The sequence below is a fragment of the Plantibacter elymi (nom. nud.) genome, from assembly GCF_900177795.1.
In the GTDB taxonomy this organism is placed as follows: domain Bacteria; phylum Actinomycetota; class Actinomycetes; order Actinomycetales; family Microbacteriaceae; genus Plantibacter; species Plantibacter elymi.
Genome location: NZ_FXWJ01000002.1, coordinates 678,737 through 701,196, shown reverse-complemented (window position 1 = coordinate 701,196; position 22,460 = coordinate 678,737). Strand labels below are relative to the sequence as shown.

The window sequence follows — 22,460 nt, the reverse complement described above, 5'->3', positions numbered from 1 at the left end:
GCGGTGCGGTGCGGACGTGATGCGGTTCAGTCGTAGCGGGCCTCGGCCCTCCAGTGCTGCTCCTCCAACAGGAGCAGCCAGGCCTCACCCGAGTCGTCGAGGACCTGGAGACGGTGGACGCGATGGTGGCCGTCGTCGTCCCACCAGCGTTCGTCGATGCTCCAGGGGCCGGCCCAGCCGTCGATGACGTGCCAGTCCGAGAGGGCGAAGAACCGTGTGGGCGCCGCGCTCACGGTGCTGCGCTCGTCGACCGTCACGGCCAGCCCCGTCGCGTCGACGACCTCGACCGGCACGGCGGTGTCGAAGACGGTCGACGGAGCCGCTCCCGGGATGGTCCCGGGCCAGGGTCGGTTCCGGCGTTCGGCCACGGCCGCCTCACCACCCGGTGGAACACTGCCCCAGGGGACGAGGATGCGGCGGTCGAGGAGGAGGCGTCCGCCGGACGGCACCGCGGTCACGACGCCGTCGTGACCGAGCATGCTCTGGACGCGGGCGAGTCCGCTGTGGATGCGTTCGTCCGGTCCGCTGCCCCAGAGCCCCTCCTCGTGTTCCGCGGCGTCGTCGAGGGTCTCCGGAACGACCTCGACGAGTTCGACGGGGGAGGCGAGTCCGTGATCGATGTTGGACGCGCCCTGCAACTGCCAACGCACGCGATCGAGGACGTCGCCGGCGGTGAACCAGCGTGGGTGGAGCCAGGTGCGGGTGGAGCGCTCCCCGCGCTCACTCCGCATGCTGATCGTGATCGCGGTGGTCACGAGGCCGGCCTCTGCCAGGCCCGAGATGAACCGTTCCGCGGACTGTCGGAACCCGAAGGTCAGCTGGTCGATGCGGTCGAGCGGGGGCTCGAAGGCTATCGACACGGCCAGCTCGGTGGGTGGCACGCGAGGGACGACGCTTCGGGCGTCCGCGCCGGCTGCGAGGCGGTGCGCTCGGGCGCCGTCGGGGCCGAAGCGGTCGCGGACCTCGGTCGCGGGCAGTGCGCCGAACGCTCCCAGGGTGCTGATCCCGAGCCGGTGGAGCAGTGAGCTGAGTTCGGGGCGCCCGAGGGTGGACAGGGGGAGCGGGGCCAGGAAGGCGGGAGAGGCTCCGGAGGGGATGACGATGATCCGGGAACCGTCCTGCTGGAACGCGGTGGACCTCGCAGCCTGCTCCGCGGCGAACGGGCCGTCGGCGATGCCGATCCGTGCATCGGGGACACCGAGCTCGTCGAGACGGGCCAGGAGCACCTCCGCCGCAGCCGACTCGCCGCCGTAGTATCTGCTCGGTCCTCGGGATCGGATGGCGCAGAGCCCGGCCCGGAAGGGCTGGACGCCCGGCATGAGTTCCTCGATGCCGAGGAGGATCGGCTCGAAGGCGCGGGTGTCGACGACCGGGTCGTAGTCGGCGGTCGCCAGTTCCGGACAGCGGGCCTCAGCCTCGCGGACACGGAGTCCTCGCCGCACTCCTGCTCGACGTGCGCTGGCGTCGCAGGCCAGGACCTCACCATGCTCGACCAGGGCCAGCGGAGCGTCGGTCGTGTCCTCGGACAGCGTCCCGGAGAGTCGTGCCGCCACGATCGGCCAGTCGGGGCACCAGAGGACCATGGTGCGCTCGACCGGTCCCGCAGGCGGTTCGGTCGTCATCGGTTCACGACCATCGGGAGCCGGACGACCGTGTCGTCGTCGATGAGGCCGGAGCCGGCGAGCTGCGTGGTGCGATCCTCGATCGATCCCAGGGGCAGCGTCAGGTGCGCGGTCCGGGGCCGACCAGCGGCCCCCTGGCCGAGCATCGAGCTGACGGTGAGCCGCCGATGCCGGAGATGTCCGTGCCCCGCCCCGAGGCCGCTCCAGGAGCTCTCGGTCACGCGCAACGTCGCATCGCTCTGCGGCCAGGAACCGAGGACGATCAGTGCGGCTTCGCGCTGCCGGAGGCGAGCCGCGAGTCTGGCGGCGTCGCTCGGGGCGATCCGTCCGGGAGGCGCGGTGATGAGCACGCCGGCGACGTCGGCCATGGCCGCGGTGACCGTGAGCCAGTCCGGACCGGGCTGGGGGACGAGGACGAGCCGTTCGAGGTCGATGCCCATGGAGGCCGCCGCCTCCACGCCGAACGACGGGAGACCGATGACGGCGCACCACGTCCCTGCTGCGGACGGCCCGGCCATGAGCGACATGGCGAGTGCCGTGGAGCCGAGGACGGAGTAGCTGCCTCCGGCCTGGAGAGCGCCACCGGGCAGGAGCCGGGAGAGCTCAGGAGCGGTCGGCAGGGACCGGGTGTCGAGGCGCGTCCCCTGCATCCGCTTGATGCGCCCCTGGAGTTCGTGCAGCTCGGTCGCGGTGTCCGCCCTGACGGGGGAGTCGACGAGTGCGCGGAGGGCCATGGCTCAATATTCGAACATATCTTCGAACAAGTCAACCGGCTCGATCCGGTCTCGACGACGACTGACGGATGACTCGACCATGGTCCCGCATCCCACCGACACGCGGTCCGCGGTGTCAGTGGCGCCCGGTACGCTGGGCCCATGTGCGGACGTTTCGTCGTGACCGAATCCACCGAGGAACTCATCGAGCTCTTCGACATCGACCACGCGGCTGCCGAGCTGCCCGGGCCCTCGTACAACGTGCGCCCGACCGAGCAGATCCCGATCATCCTCGACTCGGTGAAGACGGGGCCGGTGGTCCGCCGGCTCGAATCGGCGCGGTGGTCACTCGTGCCGTCGTTCGCCACCGAGCTGAAGAGTCAGTACCCGACCTTCAACGCTCGCGCGGAGGAGGTCACCACCAAGCCCACGTTCGCGCCATCGGTCAAACAGAAGCGCGCGTTGGTGCCTGCCGCCGGGTACTACGAGTGGCACACCGAGGGTGCGACGAAGACCCCGTACTACGTGCAGACCGCGGGTGGTGAACCGATCGTCTTCGCGGCCCTCTACTCGTGGTGGCGCGACCGCTCGCTACCGGACGACGACCCGCGCCGTTGGGTGCTGAGCGCGACCATCCTCACGCGGCCGGCGGTCGGTCCCTTGCAGGAGCTGCACCCACGGACGCCGGTGACGCTGCCTCCGGAATGCTGGGACGCCTGGCTCGATCCGCACCACGAGGCCGATCAGGACGAGGTCGACGAGATGGTGTCCGCAGCGACCGACGTCGCGGAGCAGCTCGTCTTCCACCGGGTGGCGCCGTTGCAGGGTGATGGACCGGAGCTCATCCTCCCCGTCCAGGAGTAGCCGCAGGAGGAGCGTCGCCCGGAGGCACCGAACTGCCCCGGGGATACCGGGGGCTGGCCCGAAAACACAGAACCGCCCCTGACGCGAACGTCAGGGGCGGTTCTCGGTGTCTCAGACGCGAGGGCTGGAATGACCGGCCGCTCGGATCGTCAGCTCCGACTGATCAGAGAATCAGAGGGGGCGGATGTTCTCGGCCTGCAGGCCCTTGGGGCCCTGGTTGGTCTCGAACTCGACCTTCTGGTTCTCCTCGAGCGAGCGGTAGCCGCTCGTCGCGATGGCGGAGAAGTGTGCGAAGACGTCGGCGCTGCCGTCGTCAGGAGTGATGAATCCGAAGCCCTTTTCGGCGTTGAACCACTTCACAGTTCCAGTTGACATGTATTTCCTCTTTCATGAGTGACCGTTCCCGACTTTCGGGCCCGTTCGTCGCGGTGTTCTTTGCTCGCTCCTCAGAAAAGCAGCGTATCCATCGGTGGAAACGCGGCTTGAAATACCTGCGCAACACAACAACTTCGATCCACGTTAGCCCATCTCGGCTCGAAACGGCAGCCGAACACGTAACGGATTGGCCAATTCTGCGTCTTTTCTCGACATCTGGCGGGTAAGCGGCCTGATCTGGGGTCGGATGTCGTGATGTGGGGTGATTCTTCAGACACCGACCGTAGGCTGTGGCCATCTGCAGAGCTCGCGCTCGTCCGAGCATCCGCTCATCGCCCCGGCTGGGAAGTCGACACGATTCCTCCGGAGTGCCCATGTCAACTGAAGCCATCCTCGGCCCGGTTCGTGCCACGAGCCCCCGCAAGCCCGGCGCTGCGAACGTCACCAGCTCCTACTCGTCGCTGTTGAAGACGGTTCGCGAAGCGGGGCTCCTCCGCCGCCACCGCACGTTCTACATCCTCACGTTCTCGTTCCTCGTGATCGCGCTCCTCGGCTGCGTCACCGGGTTCGTCCTACTCCGCGAGTCCTGGTTCCAGTTGCTCATCGCCGGCGCGCTCGGCATCATCCTCACCCAGTTCGCCTTCCTCGCCCACGAGGCCTCGCACCGTCAGGTCTTCGAGTCGGGCCGCGCGAACGACCGCGCCGGACGCTTCCTCGCGGCGGGCATCGTCGGTATCAGCTACTCGTGGTGGATGACGAAGCACACGCGCCACCACGCGAACCCGAACCAGGTCACCAAGGACCCCGACATCGAGATCGACACGATCTCCTTCATCGAGGAGGACGCGGCGAAGGCCAAGGGCCTGCAGGCGCTGATCACCCGCAAGCAGGGCTACCTCTTCTTCCCCCTCCTCATGTTGGAGGGCATCAACCTCCACGCGCTGTCCTTCAAGACCCTCTTCGGTCCGGGCAAGGTGGACGGCCGCGCCGCCGAGATCAGCATGATCGTCGCCCGCGTCGGTCTGTACCTGGCAGCGATCTTCCTCTTCCTGCCCGTCGGCATGGCGTTCGCGTTCCTCGGCGTCCAACTCGCGGTCTTCGGCGTCTACATGGGGGCGTCCTTCGCGCCGAACCACAAGGGCATGCCGATCATCCCGGCCGACATGAAGCTCGACTTCCTCCGCAAGCAGGTGCTGACCTCGCGCAACGTCCGCGGCTTCGGCATGGCCACCTTCATGGGCGGCCTCAACTACCAGATCGAGCACCACCTGTTCCCGAGCATGCCTCGCCCTGCTCTGGCCCGTGCTCGCGTCATCGTGCGGGAGCACTGCGAGACCCAGCAGGTGCCGTACACGGAGACGACCCTGCTGCAGTCCTACGCCATCGTCATCGAGTACCTCAACCGGGTCGGCCTCTCAGCCCGCGACCCGTTCGACTGCCCGGCGGCGGCGAACTTCCGCCGCCGGTAGTCGACCGGTCTCAGACCTCGAGCGTGTCGAGCGGGGCGAGCGGGTAGTAGGTCCCGCCGCCCTGTTCGGTCGCCCACTGCAGGCGGTCGTGCGACATGCTCTGCCCCGGCCCGGAGAGCACCATCTCGTGCGTCCCGAACGCGCGCTTCGGTGCGACGGCGGTGACGAAGTCCATGCCCTCGGAGATCTTCATCCACGGTGCACCCGCCGGCGCGGCCAGGAGGTCGACGTCGACGCCCTCCGGGACGGTGAAGGAATCGCCGGGGTAGTAGACGAGGTCGTTGATGAGGACGCCGACGTTGTCGATCACCGGGATCGACGAGTGGATGACCGCGTGGGTCCCGCCGAAGAAGCGGAGCGTGAACGGCCCGGCTTCGACCACGTCTCCCGGGGCGACGACGGTGATGTCATAGCCGTCCGCGGCGGCGGCGACACCGGCCGGTCCGTAGAGGACGGCCTCCGGGCTCGCGGCGAGGATGCGGTCGAGGTGCTCCGCGGTCCAGTGGTCGGGGTGCAGGTGCGTGATCAGGACCGCCGCGGTGTGCTCCACATCGGAGATCGGGGACGTGAACGCACCCGGGTCGACGATCAGCTTGGCGCCGTCCGTCTCGAGGAGGAATGCTGCATGTTCGAACTTCGTGAGTCTCATAGGACGAGTGAATACCGTGGGAGCGCCGGGGGCAACCCGGTGGTCCGGGTGTCCACCCGCTGTAGGCCTGTCAGAATCGGCAGGTGACCACGCAGCCCCGACGCATCGGCGTCGCCATCAACCCGACCGCGTCGTTCGGATCGACCCGAGCCGTGGGCCCGATGGTGCTCGACGCCCTCGAGCAGGCCGGGCACCGCGCCGTCCGCCTGCAGGAGCAGACGGTCGGGCAGCTCCGGAGCGCGGTGCAGACTGCGATCGAGGCAGGCTTGGACGCGCTCGTCGTCGTCGGAGGCGACGGCATGGTGAGTCTGGCCGTCGAGGCGGTACGCGACTCGGGCCTGCCCTTCGGCGTGGTCCCGTCCGGTACGGGCAATGACATCGCCAGGGGACTCGGGATCCCGTTGGGTGATCCCGCGGCCGCGATCGCGTCCCTGCTCCGTGCGCTCGAGGGCGAGCCGCGCGTGATCGACGCCGGCACGGTGACGGACGGCGAGCGGACGACCTGGTTCGTCGGTGCGGTGTCCGCAGGCTTCGACGCCCTCGTGAACGAGCGGGCGAACCGCATGCGACGTCCGCGCGGGCGCAGCCGGTACACGATCGCGATCCTCCGGGAGCTCCTGGCCCTGAGGTCTCGCCGGTACGAGCTGACCGTGGACGGGGCGCCGGAGACGGTCGATGCCGTCCTCCTCGCCGTCGCGAACAACACCTCGATCGGTGGTGGCATGCTCATCGCGCCGCAGGCGGACCTCGCCGACGGCCGATTCGACCTGCTCATCGTCGCACCCGTGTCACGGTTCCGGTTCCTCCGGCTGTTCCCCAAGGTCTTCTCTGGTGCCCACACGGATCTCGACATCGTGCGACTGTCTCGGGTCCGTTCGGTCTCGATCGCCGCGGACGGTGTCACCGCCTATGCCGACGGGGAGCGGATCGGTCCGCCGCCGGTCACGATCGACGTGGTCCCGGGTGCCCTCCGCGTGCTCGCCTGAGCCGGTTCGCCCGACCGCGGCCACCGCGCGACACGCCCGTCGGATGCCGCTGGTGGCCTCGATTTGTACGGCTCGAAATCGTATGGCATACTCATATCCGTTGCTTACGGCCCCATCGTTTAGCGGCCTAGGACACCGCCCTCTCACGGCGGCAGCACGGGTTCAAATCCCGTTGGGGTCACAACACCGAACGAAGCCCCGCTCTCCTGAGTCATCAGGGAGCGGGGCTTCGTTCATTTGGCGGCTCGAGCGTGCCCCGGGAGGTCCACGCAGGCTCTCCGGGATGCGCGGAAGGCAGGGCCCGCACCGATCTCGCCGAGTGCCGCTGCGTGCTAGCTTGGCCGGGTGACCGTGAAGCAGAAGCGCCGCGCTCCGGCGACAGCCGCAGTCCTGATCCTCGCCGCCCTGCTGACAGGGTGCTCCATCCCGGTGACGGGGGAGCCCGTAGCCGGCGGTGCCGGCCCCGTCGTCGACGTCGCCGGCGGCACCGACGACACCCTGCGCAAGGACTTCGACGCGAGTCCCCAGGAGGTCAACGACTACTGGACCGACGACAAGTTCGGGGGAGCGACCGCACCGGACCTGAAGCCGGGCGAGGACACGCTCACGGGCGACCAGGCCACCGGCGTGGTCGTGCACCCGAGTACCGGCGTCGGTCCCGACGTCGACGTCAAGGCCATCGCTCCGACAGCGGCGGGCGACCCGTACCCGGCGACCGGGCTGGCGGCGGCCACGCAGGGACGTCTGTACTTCTCCATCGGCGGCGCCACCTACGTCTGTTCCGCGAGCGTCGTCAATGCCCCGACCATGGACCTCGTCTTGACGGCAGGCCACTGCGTCTGGGACACGTACGGCAAACAGCTCGCAGAGAACATCATCTTCATCCCGGCCGACGCGGCCAACGGCCAGACCCAGCCCTACGGGCAGTGGGCCGGGGTCAGCACCTACGTCCCCGACGAGTTCACGAGTGAGGCGACCTCGGACGCCAGCGGTGCGACGAGCGGCAACGGTTGGGCCTACGACTTCGCCTTCATCCGCCTCGCCCCGAACGCTGCAGGCCAGAAGATCCAGGAGGTGACCGGCGGTCAGGGCATCTCCTTCGGTACCCCGCCTGAGGGCATCACCGTGATCGGCTACCCGTCCGCCGCCCCGTTCGACGGACAGTCGCAGCGCTACTGCGCGAGCCAGGCCGCCACCAAGGGCTATGCCGGATACCGGGTCGACTGCCTCATGACCCCGGGTTGCTCGGGCGGCGGCTGGCTCACCCGGCTGGATCCCGCCACCGGTGCCGGGTACGTCACCTCGGTCACTTCGCGCGGCGACGGTTCCTGGCTCGAGGGCCCCGTCCTCGGACAGCGGGCGCTCACGCTGTACAACGACGCTCTGGCGGAGGGGTCATGACCGCCCGCACCAGCATGACGCGACGGCGGATCGGTGCCCTGGCTCTGGCCGGGAGCGCCGCGCTCGTCTTGAGCGCCTGCACGACGCCAGGATCGGCGTTCCCCGACGCCGCCGCCCAGCAGAGCTACATGCAGGATCTCGCCGAGGCGAGGTTCGAGTTGCTGTCGGCCCAGATCGGCCAGGCGCCGGACGTGATCGGGTCGGCATACGTCCACGCCGTCTCGGGAGACCTCGAGTCGCACGAGAACGACTCGGTGGTCCTCTTCGGCGACCCGACCGCCTCGTTCAGCCAGGACAAGGGCTCCGCCGACGGCGACACCGTCGACATCTATCACCAGGCGGGGGTCGACTACGACCTCCTGCTGCTCGGCGGTGAACTCAAGGAGCTCGCGCCGACGGAGTGGGTGGCCGTCCAGACGCAGTACGTGGCCGAGGAGGACGCCGAGGGCTCACTCGGACCCGCCTGCGTCTACCCGGGCATCTCCATCGCCTGCGACATCTACACCGCGGTCGAAACGACACGCAGCTCGGGGGACGGCGCGCTCAGCAGCGTCGTGGTCTCGATGCGGAACGACGGCTCCTCACAGATCTCGACAAGCGCGAGCCTCGAGAGCGTGCTGGCCGTCGGGACGCTCTTCGACCTCCCGGACGACCTCGTGTCGTCGTTCAGCGAGGACGACCTGGCGACCCTCCTGCCGGTGACGATCTTCCAGAACGCCGAAGGTGGCCTCGTGAAGATGGAGTTGAGCGGGACGGTCGAGAGCGAGACCAAGCTGCAGCTGCAGGCCGGCTTCGAGGTGTCGGGCACGTCGACGCTCGAAGACCTGCCGACCGCACCATCAGGATTCGACGTGACGGTGATCCCGGCGGCCGATCAGGCCGCGTTCTGGGATCGGATCGAGGAGTTGAGGAAATGACCGACGACCAGAAACCCGAGGACCTCGGAAAGCCCCCGGTCGGCGGCCCCCTGCGCCCCGACCAGCAGCCGCCGGGATTCCCCGACCCGGACGCACCCCGCCTGGAGTTCGGACCGGGCAGCCCGCAGCGTCAGACGCCGCCGCAGAACGGTGCACCCCAGAACGGCGCTCCGCAGGGTCAGAACGGAGCACCGCAGGGCGTCCTGTCACAGAGCGGTCCGTCTCAGCCGTCCGCGCCTGGTCAGACCGGTGGAGGGCCCCGTCCGCAGGGAAGCACCCCAGGGCAGCAGTCCAACGGCCCTGCGCCGCAATCGCACCCCCAGCCCGGAGCGCCGTTCGCCGGCGCGCCCGGTGGGCAGCCGTGGGCGCAGCAGCAGCGGCCCTCGAACGCAGGTCCGAACCAGCAGCAGCAGGGGCGGCCAGGCGGTCCGGACGGGTTCCGGCCCCCGACATCGAATGGTCAGCCCGGTCACGCGCCCGGGGGTCCTCAGCAGAGTCAGGCCCCTGGCCAGGCTCCACAGGGACGCCCGCTCGGCGCGCCTCAGGGCCGACCTCAGGGCCAGCCGCAGGGGCCGCAGGGTCAGCCGCCCTACGGTCAGGCACGCCCGACCGGGCCACAGCCCTTCGGCCCGGGACAGGCGCAGCACTTGAACGGCCCGTTCCAGCCAGGCCCACAGCAGCATGGATCGCAGTCCGGTCCACAGCAGACCGGTCCGTTCCGTCCCGGACCCGAGTACGGCGTCGCGGGCAAGCAGCCTGATGCGAGCCGGAAACCCGCCCGGAAGCCGCTCGGGCGCAAGCTCTGGATCGGCGTGCTCATCGGTGCGGTCGCCGCATCGCTCATCGCCGTCCCGCTCACCCTCCTCTCGGTCGGTCGCCTGTTCACGCCGATGCTCGACCGCGGCTCGGTGCAGACCGGTGTGGCCGAGGTGCTCAAGCAGGACTTCGGCCTCGCAGACGTCGAGAAGGTCGAGTGCCCGAGTGACCAGCCGGCCACGACCGGGACCCAGTTCGAGTGCACGTTCTCGTACAACGCGAAGAGCTACCCGGTGGCCGTCGAGGTCATCAACGACCAGGGGCAGTACCGCGTCGGGATCGACGCGCCGAAGTAGCTGGGATGTCGGCACCGGCGTCCCCGCGAGCGACGACGGTGCCGACGTCTCCGCCACGGACCGGGTGGTACGCTGGGCGAATGTTGTCCGGGCTGCTCCTCCTTCCCAGCCGCGACGAGGCCTAGTTCCAGGCTCCCTCGTCGCGGAGGTCGCTGACGCCTGACCACTCATCGTTTGAAGGAATTCCACGACATGTCGCAGCTGAACGCCGATCCGTCCGTCCCGAGCATTCCCGAGCACCCGCGCACGCTCGCCGAGAAGGTCTGGGACGACCACCTCGTCGTCAAGGGTGAGGACGGCACGCCCGACCTCATCTACATCGACCTGCACCTCGTCCACGAGGTGACGAGCCCGCAAGCCTTCGACGGTCTGCGCCTGGCCGACCGGCCGCTGCGTCGCGTCGACCTGACGATCGCGACCGAGGACCACAACACCCCGACGCTCGCGATCGACAAGCCGATCGCCGACCTCACGAGCCGCACGCAGATCGAGACCCTCCGTCGCAACGCCGCCGAGTTCGGGGTGCGCATCCACTCCCTCGGCGACCTCGATCAGGGGATCGTGCACGTCGTCGGGCCGCAGCTCGGCCTCACGATGCCCGGGATCACGGTTGTCTGCGGTGACTCGCACACCTCGACCCACGGCGCCTTCGGGGCCATGGCCTTCGGCATCGGCACGAGCGAGGTCGAGCACGTCATGGCGACGCAGACGCTCCCGCTGAAGCCGTTCAAGACCATGGCGATCACCGTCGAGGGCATGCTGCGGCCGGGCGTGACCGCGAAGGACATCATCCTCGCCGTCATCGCGAAGATCGGCACCGGCGGCGGGCAGGGCTACGTCCTCGAGTACCGTGGCTCGGCGATCCGTGCGCTCTCCATGGAGGGCCGCATGACGATCTGCAACATGTCGATCGAGGCCGGGGCCCGGGCCGGCATGGTCGCCCCTGACCAGGTCACCTACGACTACCTGCAGGGTCGCCCGCACGCTCCGACCGGAGCCGACTGGGACGAGGCCGTCGCCTACTGGGACACCCTCGCGACCGATGAAGGGGCCGCCTTCGACGCCGAGGTCTTCCTCGACGCCGACACGCTGGAACCCTTCGTCACCTGGGGCACCAACCCTGGCCAGGGCGTCTCGCTGAGTGAGAACGTGCCCGACCCCGCGGCCATCACCGACCCGAACGAGCGGTCCGCCGCCGAGCGTGCCCTGGAGTACATGGCACTCGAAGCCGGCACCCCGATGAAGGAGATCCCGGTGGACGCGGTCTTCATGGGCTCCTGCACGAACAGCCGGATCGAAGACCTGCGGGCGTTCGCATCCGTCATCGAGGGCCGCACGAAGGCCGAGGGTGTGCGGGTCATGGTGGTCCCGGGTTCCGCCCGGGTTCGGATCGAGGCGGAGGCCGAAGGGCTCGACAAGATCATCACCGACTTCGGTGCGGAGTGGCGGTTCGCCGGATGCTCCATGTGCCTCGGGATGAACCCCGACCAGCTCGCTCCGGGGGAGCGCTGCGCCTCGACGTCGAACCGCAACTTCGAGGGTCGCCAGGGCAAGGGTGGCCGCACGCACCTCGTCTCACCGCTCGTCGCCGCGGCGACGGCCATCCGCGGAACGCTCTCGAGCCCGGCGGACCTCGAGGTCGAGCCCGGCAGACACGCGGCCACCGAGCAGGAAGGCGTACACGCCTGATGGACAAGTTCACGACCGTCACGGGCGTCGCCGCTCCGATGCGGCGCTCCAACGTCGACACCGACCAGATCATCCCCGCCGTCTACCTGAAGCGGGTCACGAAGACCGGCTTCGAGGACGCGCTCTTCGCGGGATGGCGTCAGGACCCCGATTTCGTCCTGAACCAGCCCGTCTACCAGGGTGCCAGCATCCTCGTCGCGGGGCACGACTTCGGCACCGGCTCGTCGCGTGAGCACGCCGTGTGGGCCTTGCGCGACTTCGGGTTCAAGGTCGTCGTGTCGTCCCGCTTCGGCGACATCTTCCGCGGGAACTCCGGGAAGCAGGGTCTCCTCGCCGCCCAGGTCAGCGAGGAGGAGCTCGAGCAGCTCTGGGCTGCGATCGAGGCCGCTCCCGGGTCCGATTCCGTCGTCGACCTCATCGCCCGCACCATCACGGTCGGCGATCTCACGGTTTCGTTCCAGGTCGACGATTACACTCGGTGGCGGCTCATCGAAGGACTCGATGACATCGGGCTGACGCTCCGTAGCGAAGAGCAGATCACCGCGTTCGAGGCCCGGCGGCCGACCTGGCTGCCCCGCACCATTCCCGTCAAGTAGCAAGGCAGTAGGTACCGGTTTGAATTCACTCGTCCAGGCGTCACAGGCGGCAGGCTCGTCGGTCGGACTCGATGTCGACCGCATCACGATCAACGGCGGTATCCCGCTCAGAGGCCGCATCGAGGTCAAGGGTGCCAAGAACCTCGTGACCAAGGCGATGGTGGCGTCGCTGCTCGGCGAGAACGTCAGCGTCCTGCGCAACGTGCCGAACATCAGCGACGTCCGGGTCGTCCGCTCCCTGCTCGAGATCCACGGCGTGGACGTGACGGAGGGCGAGAACCCGAACGAGCTCCGCCTCGACCCGACCAACGTCGAGTCCGCCCACATGGAGGAAATCGACGCGCACGCCGGCTTCTCCCGGATCCCGATCCTGTTCTGCGGGCCGCTGCTCCACCGCCTCGGGGCGGCGTTCATCCCCGACCTCGGAGGTTGCCGCATCGGCGACCGCCCCATCGACTTCCACCTCGACGCGCTCCGCAAGTTCGGCGCGGTCGTGGAGAAGCTCCCGCAGGGCATCCGTCTCTCGGCTCCGAACGGTCTCCACGGGACGACCGTGCATCTGCCGTACCCGAGCGTCGGCGCCACGGAGCAGGTCCTGCTCACGGCGGTCCGTGCCAAGGGCACCACGGAGCTCAAGGGTGCGGCGATCGAGCCGGAGATCATGGATCTCATCGCCGTCCTCCAGAAGATGGGCGCGATCATCTCCTATGAGCCGAACCGCGTGATCCTCATCGAGGGCGTGGACAAGCTCGAGGGGTACGACCACACGGCCATCGGCGACCGCAACGAGGCCGCGAGCTGGGCGTCGGCCGCGCTCGCGACCGACGGCGACGTCTTCGTCGGCGGGGCGAAGCAGCAGGACATGATGACGTTCCTCAACATCTTCCGTAAGGCCGGTGGCGGGTTCGACATCACCGACGACGGCATCCGGTTCTACCGCAAGGAGGAGCTGAAGCCCGTGGTCATCGAGACCGACGTGCACCCCGGCTTCATGACGGACTGGCAGCAGCCCCTCATCGTCGCGCTGACACAGGCGACGGGCGAGTCGATCGTCCACGAGACCGTCTACGAGAACCGGTTCGGCTTCACGGACGCGCTCAACACCATGGGCGCGAACATCGTCGTGCACCCCAACGGGCTGTCGGGTACGCCTCGTCGGGTGCCGCGGCGCAACCTCGAGCAGGCCGCCGTGATCAACGGCCCGACGCCGCTGCACGGTGCGGACATCGAGGTACCCGACCTCCGCGGTGGCTTCAGCCACCTCATCGCCGCGCTCACCGCCGAGGGCAAGTCGACGGTCAGCAACGTCGGCATCATCAGCCGTGGGTACGAGAACTTCATCGTGAAGCTCCAGCAGCTCGGTGCTGACTTCGTCCTCGAAACGAAGTAGTCCGCCGTGGGGGTGGAACGGTCGAGGCCGTCGATCTACTGGTTGCTGTCGTCGATCGCGATCCCGCCGTTCAGTGCTCTCGTCAAGCTCCGCGTCCGGCACGGCGAACGCCTGCCGCAGGAGGGGCCGTTCATCCTGTCGCCCAACCACGACAGCGAGTTCGACCCGCTGATCATGGGCGTGGCCGTCTGGCGGCTCGGGCGACAGCCGCGCTTCATGGCGAAGGGCAGTCTGTTCACGGTCCCGGTGGTCGGGTGGTTGTTGCGGAAGTCCGGACAGATCCCTGTCGAGCGCGAGGGTTCCGCCCGCGGGATGGACCCGGTCAGCGCTGCAGCACACCTGACCGAACGCGGTCAGGGCGTCGTCGTGTACCCGGAGGGCTCGCTCACCCGCGACCCGGGCCTGTGGCCGATGCGCGGGCGCACCGGCGCGGTCCGGATCGCCCTCACGCACGGCCTGCCGATCATCCCCGCTGCGCACTGGGGCACGCAGGAGGTCATGCCCCGGTACGGCAAGCTGCGGGTGTTCCCCTTGCGGAAGCGCGTCGAGGTCGCCATCGGCGAGCCGGTGGACCTCTCGGCCTTCGCCGGGCGGCAGCTAGACTCGAAGACGCTGAACGAGGCGACCGAGGTCGTCATGCAGGCCATCACCGCCCTCTGCGAGGAACTGCGCGGTGCCCAAGCTCCCACGGAGCGTTGGGATCCCTCGAAACACCAGCAGAAGGAGACAGGCCGCTTTGAGTCCTAGGAACGTTCCGCAACCACCGGCCGCCACGAGGGTCGCCGTGCTCGGAGCGGGCAGCTGGGGCACGACGTTCGGCAAGATCCTCGCGGACGGTGGCTCCGACGTGGTCATGTGGGCCAGACGGCCCGAGCTCGCTCGCGAGATCACCGAGGCCAAGCGCAACAGCGACTACCTGCCCGGCATCAATCTGCCGATGCGGATGACGGCGACCGCGAGCATGGTCGACGCCGTGCGCGGTGCCTCGGTCGTGTTCCTGTCGGTCCCGAGCCAGTCGTTGCGCGACAACCTCATCGCGCTCCGCCCGCACCTCGAGGACGGAACGCTCGTCGTCTCGCTCATGAAGGGCGTCGAGCGTCGCAGCGGATCCCGGATGAGCGAGGTTATCCGCGAAACCCTCGACATCGACCCGTCACGCATCGCCGTCGCCTCCGGCCCCAACCTCGCGCTCGAGATCGCCCGCGAGCAGCCGACGGCCGCCGTGATCTCCTCGGAGAGCCTCGAGACGGCGCAGACGGTCGCGCTCCTCGCGCGGAACCGGTACTTCCGCAGCTTCGTGAACACCGACGTCATCGGTACCGAGTTCGGCGGTGTGCTCAAGAACCTCATCGCCGTCGCGATCGGCATCGTCGACGGCGTCGGCTACGGCGAGAACACGAAGGCCTCCATCATCACCCGCGGGCTGGTCGAGATGACCGACTTCGCGGTGGCCCACGGCGCGCAGCCGGAGACCCTCTCAGGCCTGGCCGGGCTCGGCGACCTCATCGCGACGTGCCAGTCGCCGCTGTCACGGAACAACACGGCGGGGCGTCTGCTCGGTCAGGGATATCAGTTCGACGACGTCGTCAAACAGATGCAGCAGACCGCGGAGGGACTCGCGTCCGTGGCCCCGGTGCTCGAGCTTGCCAAGGCGAAGGGGGTCGCGATGCCCATCGTCGAACAGGTCAAGCAGGTGCTCGACGGCACGCTCGACCCGAAGGACATCGCACCGCACCTCACGACCGACGACGACGAACCCCAGGGGGAGAGAAGCAACGATGACGCACAAGACCGGAGTGGTGGTGCTCTTTGGAGGCCGTTCAAGCGAGCACTCGATCAGCTGCGCAACGGCGGGCGGCGTCCTCGCCGCGATTGACCGCGAACGGTACGACGTCTACCCGGTCGGGATCGCCCACGACGGCTCGTACGTCCTCGAGGTCGACGACCCGAGCCGGTACGCGCTCGACCCCGCGCACCTGCCGGAGGTCGACCCCTCGCGGCCGGCCGTGCGCTGGCCTGAGCGCGTCGGCAGCCGTGAGCTGACCGTGGTCGGGGAGGACGGCGTCCCGTTCACCCTCGGTCCCATCGACATCGTCTTCCCGATCCTCCACGGTCGGTTCGGCGAGGACGGCACCGTGCAGGGCATGCTCGAGCTCGTCGACCTCCCGTACGTCGGCTCCGGCGTCCTCGCGTCCTCCCTCGGCATGGACAAGCACTTCACGAAGACGGTGCTCCAGGCCGCCGGGATCGCCGTCGCGCCGTGGGTGCGGTTCACCGCCCATGAGTGGGCCACGGCACCCGAGGAGGTGCTCGCATCGCTCGGATCGCTCGGGTCACCGGCGTTCGTGAAGCCGGCGCGAGCCGGTTCGAGCGTCGGGGTGTCGAAGGTGTCGACGCCGGACGCGTTCCATGCGGCGATCGAACTGGCCCTCGCCGAGGACTCGACCGTGCTCGTCGAGACCGGTCTGGTGGGCCGCGAGGTCGAGTGTGCGGTCCTCGAGTCCCTCCCCGGCGAGGCACCTCGTGTCTCGGTGGCCGGCGAGGTCGTCGTGACCGGACGCGACTTCTACGATTTCGAGGCGAAGTACCTCGACGCCCCCGGTATCGAGCTCGTCTGCCCCGCCGACCTTCGTCCCGAGCAGTTGTCGGAGATGCAGGACCTCGCGCGTCGGGCGTTCGAGGCGTTGGGCTGTGCCGGCCTCGCCCGGGTCGACTTCTTCCTGACCGCGGACGGCTTCGTCGTCAACGAGGTCAACACCATGCCGGGGTTCACCCCGATCTCGATGTTCCCGAGCTGCTGGTTGGCCTCGGGGCTCAGCTACCCCGAGCTCATCACCGAGCTGATCGAGGTCGCGCGCGCCCGATCCTGAACGGCGTGGCGCCGGGAGCGGTCAGCCGTCTGTGGGGATCGGGAGCTCGGCGTCGCCGAGGGCGGTGCACTTCCCGGTGACGGGGAGCACGGACACGGCAGGCGCCAGATCGGCCAGGACGGTGCTGCTGGCGACGGCGTCGCCGTCGAGCACGATCTCGACCGCGGGCGTGCGTCCGAAGGTGGTGAACCGGTAGTTCGGTGCGTCGGCGTCGTCGATGATCCAGTCGACGCCGTTCACCGACTGGCACTGCTGCGTGGTCGGGCCGGGGATCGCGACGCCGCAGTGCAGGAGGACCGTCGCGGGATCGCCCCAGGCGCCGGTGGCCTGGGCGTCGGTCCCTCGCTCGGGCAGTTCGGCGACGACGTCGGGCAGCCGCACCGTGACCTCCGCGCACTGCGGGTTGTTCGCATCGGCGGCGGGTTCGAGCGCGACGGCGGGCGCGCAGCCGGCCAGGGCCAGGGTTGCGGCTGCGGCGAGGGCGGTGGCGAGGAGCACACGAATCGGGGACATCGCCCACCAGGCTACCGTTGATCACATGAACGAGTCTGGGAGCGCGTCCGACGATCACGGAACGGTCGGGCCCTGTGTCGGGGACCTCGCCGAGGGGGAGCTGCTCGAGCGCATCTTCCCTCGCCTGCCGCACGCCGACGCCGAACTCCTCGGGCCGGGTGACGATGCCGCGGTCGTCCTGGCGCCGGACGGTCGGTTCGTCGTCACGACGGACACGATGATCCACGGGCCGGACTTCCGGCTGGCGTGGTCGAGCGCCCACGACCTCGGATGGAAGGCTGCGGCCAGCAACCTGGCGGACGTCGCGGCGATGGGGGCGCGTCCGACGGCACTCGTCGTCGCACTCGCCATGCCCAAGCACCTGCCGGTCGCCGTGCTCGACGGGTTCGCAGACGGACTGCGCGACGCCTGTGCCGAGCTCGCGCCCGGCTGCGGTGTCGTCGGCGGCGATCTGGCCGTGTCCGACGTCTTCATGATCGCGGTGACGGCGTTCGGCGACCTCGAGGGTCGTGCCCCAGTCCGACGCGACGGAGCGCGATCCGGCGACGTGGTCGCGGTCGCGGGGGAGTTGGGTTCGGCTGCGGCAGGCCTGCGACTCCTCTTCTCGCGTGGGGTCGACGCCGACGGCGTGCCCTCGGCCGAGGCAGCGGCCGGCCTGCGACGCGATCACCGGGTCGAGGTGGAGGCACAGCTCGCACCCCGGCCACCGATCGCGGCCGGCGTCGTCGCCGCCGTCGCCGGTGCCACGGCGATGCTCGACCTGTCGGACGGGCTCGCGCTCGACGCCGGTCGCCTCGCCCGGGCGAGCGGGGTCGCGATCGACCTGCGGGCCGAGGACCTGGGGGCCGACGTGGCGCTCGCCCTCGCCGGCGGCGAGGACCACTCCCTCCTGGCGACGTTCCCGGCCGCCACCACGATCCCCGCCGGCTTCCGGACCATCGGCACGGCCCGGACCGGTGCCGGGGTCCTCGTCGACGGTGTGGCCTATGACGGCCGCGCCGGCTGGGATCCCTACCGCGACTGGGACGATGCGTCCGGTTGAGCGGTGTTCCCGGCCGCCGTGGTGCGGGGACCGTGCGGTGACGCGGTGACGGTGACGCGGTGACTCAGACCGGCGTGATCCACCAGACGACGGTCTCGCCGTAGGTGCTCTTCCGCAGGACCTCGAGCGCGGCGGGAAGGGTGGGTTCCGGCGAGCGTGAGCTCCGCTCGACGAGCACGAGCCCGTCGTCGGTGACCAGACCGACGAGCGCGGCGAGGTTGGCCGTGAGCTCCGCCTCGGGGAGGTCGTACGGGGGATCGATGAAGACGAGGTCGGACCGGACCGTCGCCCCGGACAGGTAGGCACCGACCGACTTGGCGTGCACGGTGATGCGTGGCGCCGCTCCGCGAGGTGCTGCCGAGGTCACGATCCTCGCGTTGTCACGACACAGCTTCGCGGCCTCCGACCCCCGGTCGACGAGGGTGACCACGGCGGCACCCCGGCTGGCGCACTCGAGCCCCAGCGACCCCGAGCCGGCGTACAGGTCGAGCACCTCGGCTCCGGCGATCACGTCGCGGGCCTCCAACGCGGAGAAGAGTGCCTCGCGGACTCGATCGCTCGTCGGTCGTGTCCCGCTGCCCGGGACCCGGATCGTGCGTGATCCGGCGAAACCCGAGATGATCCTGATGCCGGCCATGGTCCCATCCTCGCAGGCTGCGCGAAGCCGAGCGAACCGCGGTGTCCGAGGTCCCGAATAGAATCGACGGCATGACGGGGATCGAGCTGGGCACGAAGCTCGGTGGTGTCCTCGGCGGACGGACCGCGACGGCACTCCAGAAGGCGTTCAGCGTGGAGACCGTCGGCGACCTCCTCGAGCACTACCCGCGTCGCTACGCGAAGCGCGGCGAGCTGACGGTCATCGGCCTGCTGCCGCTCGGCGAGGACGTGACGATCGTCGCCGACGTCCTCGAGGTCCGCGACCGCCAGATGAAGCAACGCAAGGGCTCCATCCTCGAGGTCGTCATCTCCGACGGTCAGGGTCGGCTCAACCTCACCTTCTTCAACCAGCCCTGGCGCGCGAACGAACTCCGGCCGGGACTCCGCGGCATCTTCGCAGGCAAGGTCGGCGACTACCGCGGCAGTTATCAGCTCGCCCACCCGCAGTACCAGATCTTCCCCGACGACGCTGAAGCCCCGGCGCTCGCCGACGCCCAGGCGAAGGCGTGGTCGGAGGCCCCCATCCCGATCTACCCGGCGACGAGCACGATCACGAGCTGGAACCTCAGACAATCCGTCGAGCTGGTTCTGGACGCCCTGCCGCCGCAGGAGGACCCCGTCCCGCGGTCGGTCCGGGCGGCGAGGGGTGAGCTCTCCTTCGACGCCGCCATCCGTGCCGTCCACCGCCCGACGGTCGACCGCGACTGGCAGCGCGGTCGCCGCAGCCTGCGGTACCAGGAGGCGTACCTCCTCCAGACGGCCCTGCTCCAGCAGCGTGCGGCCACCCGTGCCCTGGCGGCCGAACCCCGCGTGCCGAAAGCCGGCGGCTACCTCGAGCGCCTCGATGCCGCGCTCCCGTTCGAGCTGACCGGCGACCAACAGACGGTCGGCGCGGAGATCGCGGGCGACCTCGCGCAGCCCAATCCGATGAACCGGCTCGTCCAGGGCGAGGTCGGCTCGGGCAAGACGCTCGTCGCCCTCCGGGCCATGGCGGCCGTCGCCGACAGCGGGGGACAGTCGGTGCTGCTGGCGCCCACCGAGGTCCTCGCGGCGCAGCACCTGCGGTCGATCGTCCGTTCACTGGGGCCCGACCTCTCGGCCGAGCTCATGCCGACGCTGCTCACCGGCCAGCTGCCGACGTCCGATCGCAAACGGGCGCTGCTGCGGATCGTCGCCGGCCAGGCCCGGATCGTGATCGGGACGCACGCCCTGCTGGGCGACGCCGTGACCTTCGCCGATCTGGGGATGGTCGTCGTCGACGAACAGCACCGCTTCGGTGTGGAGCAGCGCGACCAGCTCCGTCAGAAGGGACGCACACCGCCGCACGTCCTCGTGCTGACCGCGACGCCGATCCCACGGACCGTGGCCATGACCGTCTTCGGCGATCTCGACGTCAGCATCATCGAGGAGCTGCCGCGCGGCCGGCAGGGGATCGAGAGCTTCGTGGTCGCCCTGGCCGATCACCCGCGGTGGATATCCCGTGTCTGGGAGCGCCTCGCCGAGGAGCTCGCGCAGGGGCGGCAGGGGTTCGTGGTGTGCCCGGCGATCGACGCCAAGGAGGTCGAGCCCGGTGAGGAACTCGAGGAGGACGCCGACCCGGCGCGCCCGATCGCGTCCGTGCTCACCACGGTGGAGCAGCTGCGTACCCACCCACTGCTCGCGTCCCGACGCATCGACGTCCTCCACGGCCGGATGAGCGCGGAGGAGAAGGACCGGACGATGCGGGCCTTCGCCGCCGGCGAGATCGACGTGCTCGTGGCGACGACGGTCATCGAGGTGGGCGTCGACGTCCCCAACGCCTCGACGATGGTCGTGCTCGACGCGGAGCGCTTCGGGGTGTCGCAGCTCCACCAGCTCCGAGGACGCGTCGGTCGAGGCGGCGTCCCCGGTCTGTGTCTGCTCGTCACCGCGGCGGAGGCGGAGAGCACCGCACGCGAGCGCGTCGACGCGGTGGCGGCGACGCTCGACGGCTTCGACCTCGCCCAGGTCGACCTCGAGCTGCGGCGTGAGGGCGACGTCCTCGGCAGCATGCAGTCGGGCGGGCGGTCCTCGCTCAAGCTGCTCCGGGTCGTGCACGACAGCGAGGTCATCATCGAGGCGCGCGCGGATGCCGCCGAGCTCCTCGACACAGATCCCGACCTCGCCGACCACCCGGTGCTGGCCGAAGCGCTCCGTCGGCGCCTCGACGAATCCGACCGCGCCGCGCTCGCCAAGAACTGAGCACCGATAGGCTGGCGGCATGAAGCGGATCGCCGTCGTCCCCGGATCGTTCGACCCAGTCACCCTCGGTCACCTGGATGTCATCGAGCGGGCGGCGCGCATCTTCGACGAACTGCACGTGCTGGTCGTGCACAACCCCGACAAGTCCGCGCTGCTGCCGATGCCGCAGCGGGTGTCTTTGCTCGAGCGCTCCATTGCCGACGGCGGGTTGCCTGACAACATCGTCGTCGCGCAGTGGAACGTCGGCCTGCTCGTCGACTACTGCACGGACGTCGGCGCGAGCGTGCTCGTGAAGGGCATCCGCTCGCAGGTCGACGTCGCGTACGAGACGCCCATGGCCATCATGAACCGCAGCCTCGCCGGCGTGGAGACGGTCTTCCTCCTGCCTGATCCGGCGCACGCGCACGTCTCCAGTTCGCTCGTCCGGCAGGTGGCCGCGCTCGGTGGCGATGTCAGCCCGTACGTCCCGCAGGTGGTGGCGACCTTCCTCCAGGAGGGCTAGGGCGTCCTCCCGGTCGGGTTCGGCGTAGAATCGTCGATCGTGACTAGGAAGAGAACGAACAATTCGCCGTTCAGCGTCAACGTGCGCGATCTGGTGAACCGTCCCGGGGAGATGCGCGAGCACGACCTCGAGGTGGTGCTCGCCGAGCGCTGGGGCGAGGGACTGGTCGCCGTCAAGGAGGGCACCACGCTCTCCGAGCAGGTGCGTCTCGAGTCCGTGCACGAGGGGATCCTCGTGACCGTCGACGTCGATGCTTTGGCGACCGGCGAGTGCGGACGCTGCCTCCGCGACATCGAACTGCCTGTCGAAGTCGAGATTCAGGAACTTTTCGCGTATCCTAATTCGGAAGCGTCTGACTTCGAGGTTCACGACGACCACGTGGATCTTGAACCTCTGGTCAGAGATGCGGTAGTTCTCGCATTACCGTTTCAGCCGGTGTGCCAGCCGGATTGCCCCGGACTCGACCCCGAGACCGGTGAGCGGCTGGCCGAACGTCCGGAACGACACCCTCACGACGTCGCAGATCCTCGCTGGTCTGCGCTCGCGGGCTTGTCCTCAGACTCCGTACTTGACACAGACGCCAGCAGCGCCCAGCGCGCCGCTGCAGACACAGAAGAGAGATAGATCATGGCTGGAAACCCCCCGAAGCGGAAGGTCTCGCGCTCGAACACCCGCTCGCGTCGCTCGCAGTGGAAGGCCGCCGTGCCGACGCTCGTGAAGACGGTGGAGAACGGCCGCGTCACGTACAGCCTGCCGCACCGCGCCAAGGTCGTCGAGGACTCGCAGGGCACCGCCCTGTACCTCGAGTACAAGGGCCGCAAGGTCGCAGACGTCTGATCCGCGCGTTGAACGTCCGCGTTCGAACAGCGTGAA

At 69.3% G+C, this 22,460-nt stretch carries 23 protein-coding genes and 1 tRNA gene; 18 read left to right on the top strand and 6 right to left on the bottom strand.

Annotated features, from left to right (window positions below):
• Positions 1-26: 26 nt before the first annotated feature.
• The gene (locus tag CCK91_RS08170; protein WP_086473587.1) at positions 27-1,622 is read right to left on the bottom strand and encodes a DNA polymerase Y family protein; all 1,596 of its coding nucleotides are present in this window, start codon (positions 1,620-1,622) and stop codon (positions 27-29) included.
• Positions 1,619-2,356: a hypothetical protein gene (locus CCK91_RS08165; RefSeq protein WP_207568200.1), complete on the bottom strand. Its 738-nt coding sequence runs from the start codon at positions 2,354-2,356 to the stop codon at positions 1,619-1,621. The genes CCK91_RS08170 and CCK91_RS08165 overlap by 4 nt, the downstream gene beginning before the upstream one ends.
• 141 nt (positions 2,357-2,497) lie before the next feature.
• Between CCK91_RS08165 and CCK91_RS08160 the strand changes: the two genes are divergently transcribed.
• Positions 2,498-3,199, top strand: coding sequence for an SOS response-associated peptidase (locus tag CCK91_RS08160; protein WP_079705628.1), 702 nt, complete (start codon positions 2,498-2,500; stop codon positions 3,197-3,199).
• 171 nt (positions 3,200-3,370) lie between these two features.
• Here CCK91_RS08160 and CCK91_RS08155 read toward each other — a convergent pair whose 3' ends face one another.
• A complete protein-coding gene (locus CCK91_RS08155) occupies positions 3,371-3,574 on the bottom strand; it encodes a cold-shock protein (protein WP_056006986.1) in 204 nt (67 codons plus the stop codon).
• A gap of 374 nt (positions 3,575-3,948) precedes the next feature.
• On the opposite strand from CCK91_RS08155, the gene CCK91_RS08150 reads away from it, so the two are divergent.
• Positions 3,949-5,043 carry a fatty acid desaturase family protein gene (locus CCK91_RS08150; protein ID WP_085510601.1) on the top strand — a complete coding sequence of 365 codons (1,095 nt, stop codon included), beginning with the start codon at positions 3,949-3,951 and terminating at the stop codon, positions 5,041-5,043.
• 10 nt (positions 5,044-5,053) lie between these two features.
• Here CCK91_RS08150 and CCK91_RS08145 read toward each other — a convergent pair whose 3' ends face one another.
• Positions 5,054-5,692 (bottom strand): MBL fold metallo-hydrolase, encoded by a 639-nt coding sequence (locus CCK91_RS08145; protein ID WP_086473586.1) that lies wholly within the window; start codon positions 5,690-5,692, stop codon positions 5,054-5,056.
• A gap of 83 nt (positions 5,693-5,775) precedes the next feature.
• Here CCK91_RS08145 and CCK91_RS08140 point away from each other — a divergent pair, with 83 nt between their 5' ends.
• From CCK91_RS08140 to CCK91_RS08090, 11 genes are all read left to right on the top strand, one after another.
• Positions 5,776-6,678, top strand: a complete 903-nt coding sequence (locus CCK91_RS08140; RefSeq protein ID WP_086473585.1) for a diacylglycerol/lipid kinase family protein — start codon at positions 5,776-5,778, stop codon at positions 6,676-6,678.
• A gap of 108 nt (positions 6,679-6,786) precedes the next feature.
• A tRNA-Glu gene (locus tag CCK91_RS08135) sits at positions 6,787-6,859 on the top strand.
• Positions 6,860-7,023: 164 nt separating this feature from the next.
• Positions 7,024-8,079 carry a trypsin-like serine peptidase gene (locus tag CCK91_RS08130; RefSeq protein ID WP_071260909.1) on the top strand — a complete coding sequence of 352 codons (1,056 nt, stop codon included), beginning with the start codon at positions 7,024-7,026 and terminating at the stop codon, positions 8,077-8,079.
• Positions 8,076-8,996 (top strand): hypothetical protein, encoded by a 921-nt coding sequence (locus tag CCK91_RS08125; RefSeq protein ID WP_086473584.1) that lies wholly within the window; start codon positions 8,076-8,078, stop codon positions 8,994-8,996. The genes CCK91_RS08130 and CCK91_RS08125 overlap by 4 nt, the downstream gene beginning before the upstream one ends.
• 647 nt (positions 8,997-9,643) lie before the next feature.
• Positions 9,644-10,108: a DUF4333 domain-containing protein gene (locus tag CCK91_RS08120; protein ID WP_086473583.1), complete on the top strand. Its 465-nt coding sequence runs from the start codon at positions 9,644-9,646 to the stop codon at positions 10,106-10,108.
• A gap of 192 nt (positions 10,109-10,300) precedes the next feature.
• Positions 10,301-11,797 (top strand): 3-isopropylmalate dehydratase large subunit, encoded by a 1,497-nt coding sequence (gene leuC / locus CCK91_RS08115; RefSeq protein WP_086473582.1) that lies wholly within the window; start codon positions 10,301-10,303, stop codon positions 11,795-11,797.
• The gene (gene leuD / locus CCK91_RS08110) at positions 11,797-12,393 is read left to right on the top strand and encodes a 3-isopropylmalate dehydratase small subunit (protein WP_086473581.1); all 597 of its coding nucleotides are present in this window, start codon (positions 11,797-11,799) and stop codon (positions 12,391-12,393) included. Before leuC ends, leuD begins: the two co-directional genes overlap by 1 nt.
• 19 nt (positions 12,394-12,412) lie before the next feature.
• Positions 12,413-13,783 carry a UDP-N-acetylglucosamine 1-carboxyvinyltransferase gene (gene murA / locus CCK91_RS08105; protein ID WP_064296294.1) on the top strand — a complete coding sequence of 457 codons (1,371 nt, stop codon included), beginning with the start codon at positions 12,413-12,415 and terminating at the stop codon, positions 13,781-13,783.
• A gap of 6 nt (positions 13,784-13,789) precedes the next feature.
• Complete coding sequence (locus CCK91_RS08100; protein WP_086473580.1) at positions 13,790-14,530, top strand: lysophospholipid acyltransferase family protein; 741 nt, start codon at positions 13,790-13,792, stop codon at positions 14,528-14,530.
• 37 nt (positions 14,531-14,567) lie between these two features.
• Positions 14,568-15,659 (top strand): NAD(P)H-dependent glycerol-3-phosphate dehydrogenase, encoded by a 1,092-nt coding sequence (locus CCK91_RS08095; RefSeq protein WP_240773584.1) that lies wholly within the window; start codon positions 14,568-14,570, stop codon positions 15,657-15,659.
• Entirely contained in the window at positions 15,562-16,653 is a 1,092-nt protein-coding gene (locus CCK91_RS08090) for a D-alanine--D-alanine ligase family protein (RefSeq protein WP_086473579.1), read from the top strand. The genes CCK91_RS08095 and CCK91_RS08090 overlap by 98 nt, the downstream gene beginning before the upstream one ends.
• A 21-nt stretch (positions 16,654-16,674) precedes the next feature.
• On the opposite strand, the gene CCK91_RS08085 is transcribed toward CCK91_RS08090, so the two are convergent.
• Positions 16,675-17,166, bottom strand: a complete 492-nt coding sequence (locus CCK91_RS08085; protein ID WP_086473578.1) for a DUF3515 family protein — start codon at positions 17,164-17,166, stop codon at positions 16,675-16,677.
• A 25-nt stretch (positions 17,167-17,191) separates the two neighbouring features.
• On the opposite strand from CCK91_RS08085, the gene thiL reads away from it, so the two are divergent.
• The gene (gene thiL, locus CCK91_RS08080) at positions 17,192-18,208 is read left to right on the top strand and encodes a thiamine-phosphate kinase (protein WP_086473577.1); all 1,017 of its coding nucleotides are present in this window, start codon (positions 17,192-17,194) and stop codon (positions 18,206-18,208) included.
• Positions 18,209-18,272: 64 nt separating this feature from the next.
• Here thiL and CCK91_RS08075 read toward each other — a convergent pair whose 3' ends face one another.
• On the bottom strand, positions 18,273-18,845 hold the full coding sequence (locus CCK91_RS08075; protein WP_086473576.1) for an RsmD family RNA methyltransferase: 573 nt from the start codon (positions 18,843-18,845) through the stop codon (positions 18,273-18,275).
• A 71-nt stretch (positions 18,846-18,916) separates the two neighbouring features.
• Between CCK91_RS08075 and CCK91_RS08070 the strand changes: the two genes are divergently transcribed.
• The 4 genes from CCK91_RS08070 to rpmF all read left to right on the top strand — a co-directional run bounded on the left by CCK91_RS08070 (position 18,917) and on the right by rpmF (position 22,424).
• A complete protein-coding gene (locus tag CCK91_RS08070; protein WP_086473575.1) occupies positions 18,917-21,085 on the top strand; it encodes an ATP-dependent DNA helicase RecG in 2,169 nt (722 codons plus the stop codon).
• 19 nt (positions 21,086-21,104) lie between these two features.
• Positions 21,105-21,587, top strand: coding sequence for a pantetheine-phosphate adenylyltransferase (gene coaD, locus CCK91_RS08065; RefSeq protein ID WP_064296302.1), 483 nt, complete (start codon positions 21,105-21,107; stop codon positions 21,585-21,587).
• A 111-nt stretch (positions 21,588-21,698) separates the two neighbouring features.
• Positions 21,699-22,211, top strand: a complete 513-nt coding sequence (locus CCK91_RS08060) for a YceD family protein (RefSeq protein ID WP_086473825.1) — start codon at positions 21,699-21,701, stop codon at positions 22,209-22,211.
• Between the two features lie 3 nt (positions 22,212-22,214).
• A complete protein-coding gene (gene rpmF / locus CCK91_RS08055) occupies positions 22,215-22,424 on the top strand; it encodes a 50S ribosomal protein L32 (protein WP_056006932.1) in 210 nt (69 codons plus the stop codon).
• Positions 22,425-22,460: the final 36 nt, after the last annotated feature.

Excerpts from the sequence above, each read along its gene's own strand:
- CCK91_RS08170 (WP_086473587.1), bottom strand. The coding sequence starts at position 1,622 with ATGACGACCGAACCGCCTGCGGGACCGGTCGAGCGCACCATGGTCCTC.
- CCK91_RS08165 (WP_207568200.1), bottom strand. The coding sequence starts at position 2,356 with ATGGCCCTCCGCGCACTCGTCGACTCCCCCGTCAGGGCGGACACCGCG.
- CCK91_RS08160 (WP_079705628.1), top strand. The coding sequence starts at position 2,498 with ATGTGCGGACGTTTCGTCGTGACCGAATCCACCGAGGAACTCATCGAG.
- CCK91_RS08155 (WP_056006986.1), bottom strand. The coding sequence starts at position 3,574 with ATGTCAACTGGAACTGTGAAGTGGTTCAACGCCGAAAAGGGCTTCGGA.
- CCK91_RS08150 (WP_085510601.1), top strand. The coding sequence starts at position 3,949 with ATGTCAACTGAAGCCATCCTCGGCCCGGTTCGTGCCACGAGCCCCCGC.
- CCK91_RS08145 (WP_086473586.1), bottom strand. The coding sequence starts at position 5,692 with ATGAGACTCACGAAGTTCGAACATGCAGCATTCCTCCTCGAGACGGAC.
- CCK91_RS08125 (WP_086473584.1), top strand. The coding sequence starts at position 8,076 with ATGACCGCCCGCACCAGCATGACGCGACGGCGGATCGGTGCCCTGGCT.
- leuC (WP_086473582.1), top strand. The coding sequence starts at position 10,301 with ATGTCGCAGCTGAACGCCGATCCGTCCGTCCCGAGCATTCCCGAGCAC.
- leuD (WP_086473581.1), top strand. The coding sequence starts at position 11,797 with ATGGACAAGTTCACGACCGTCACGGGCGTCGCCGCTCCGATGCGGCGC.
- CCK91_RS08090 (WP_086473579.1), top strand. The coding sequence starts at position 15,562 with ATGACGCACAAGACCGGAGTGGTGGTGCTCTTTGGAGGCCGTTCAAGC.
- CCK91_RS08085 (WP_086473578.1), bottom strand. The coding sequence starts at position 17,166 with ATGTCCCCGATTCGTGTGCTCCTCGCCACCGCCCTCGCCGCAGCCGCA.
- thiL (WP_086473577.1), top strand. The coding sequence starts at position 17,192 with ATGAACGAGTCTGGGAGCGCGTCCGACGATCACGGAACGGTCGGGCCC.
- CCK91_RS08075 (WP_086473576.1), bottom strand. The coding sequence starts at position 18,845 with ATGGCCGGCATCAGGATCATCTCGGGTTTCGCCGGATCACGCACGATC.
- CCK91_RS08070 (WP_086473575.1), top strand. The coding sequence starts at position 18,917 with ATGACGGGGATCGAGCTGGGCACGAAGCTCGGTGGTGTCCTCGGCGGA.
- coaD (WP_064296302.1), top strand. The coding sequence starts at position 21,105 with ATGAAGCGGATCGCCGTCGTCCCCGGATCGTTCGACCCAGTCACCCTC.
- CCK91_RS08060 (WP_086473825.1), top strand. The coding sequence starts at position 21,699 with ATGCGCGAGCACGACCTCGAGGTGGTGCTCGCCGAGCGCTGGGGCGAG.
- rpmF (WP_056006932.1), top strand. The coding sequence starts at position 22,215 with ATGGCTGGAAACCCCCCGAAGCGGAAGGTCTCGCGCTCGAACACCCGC.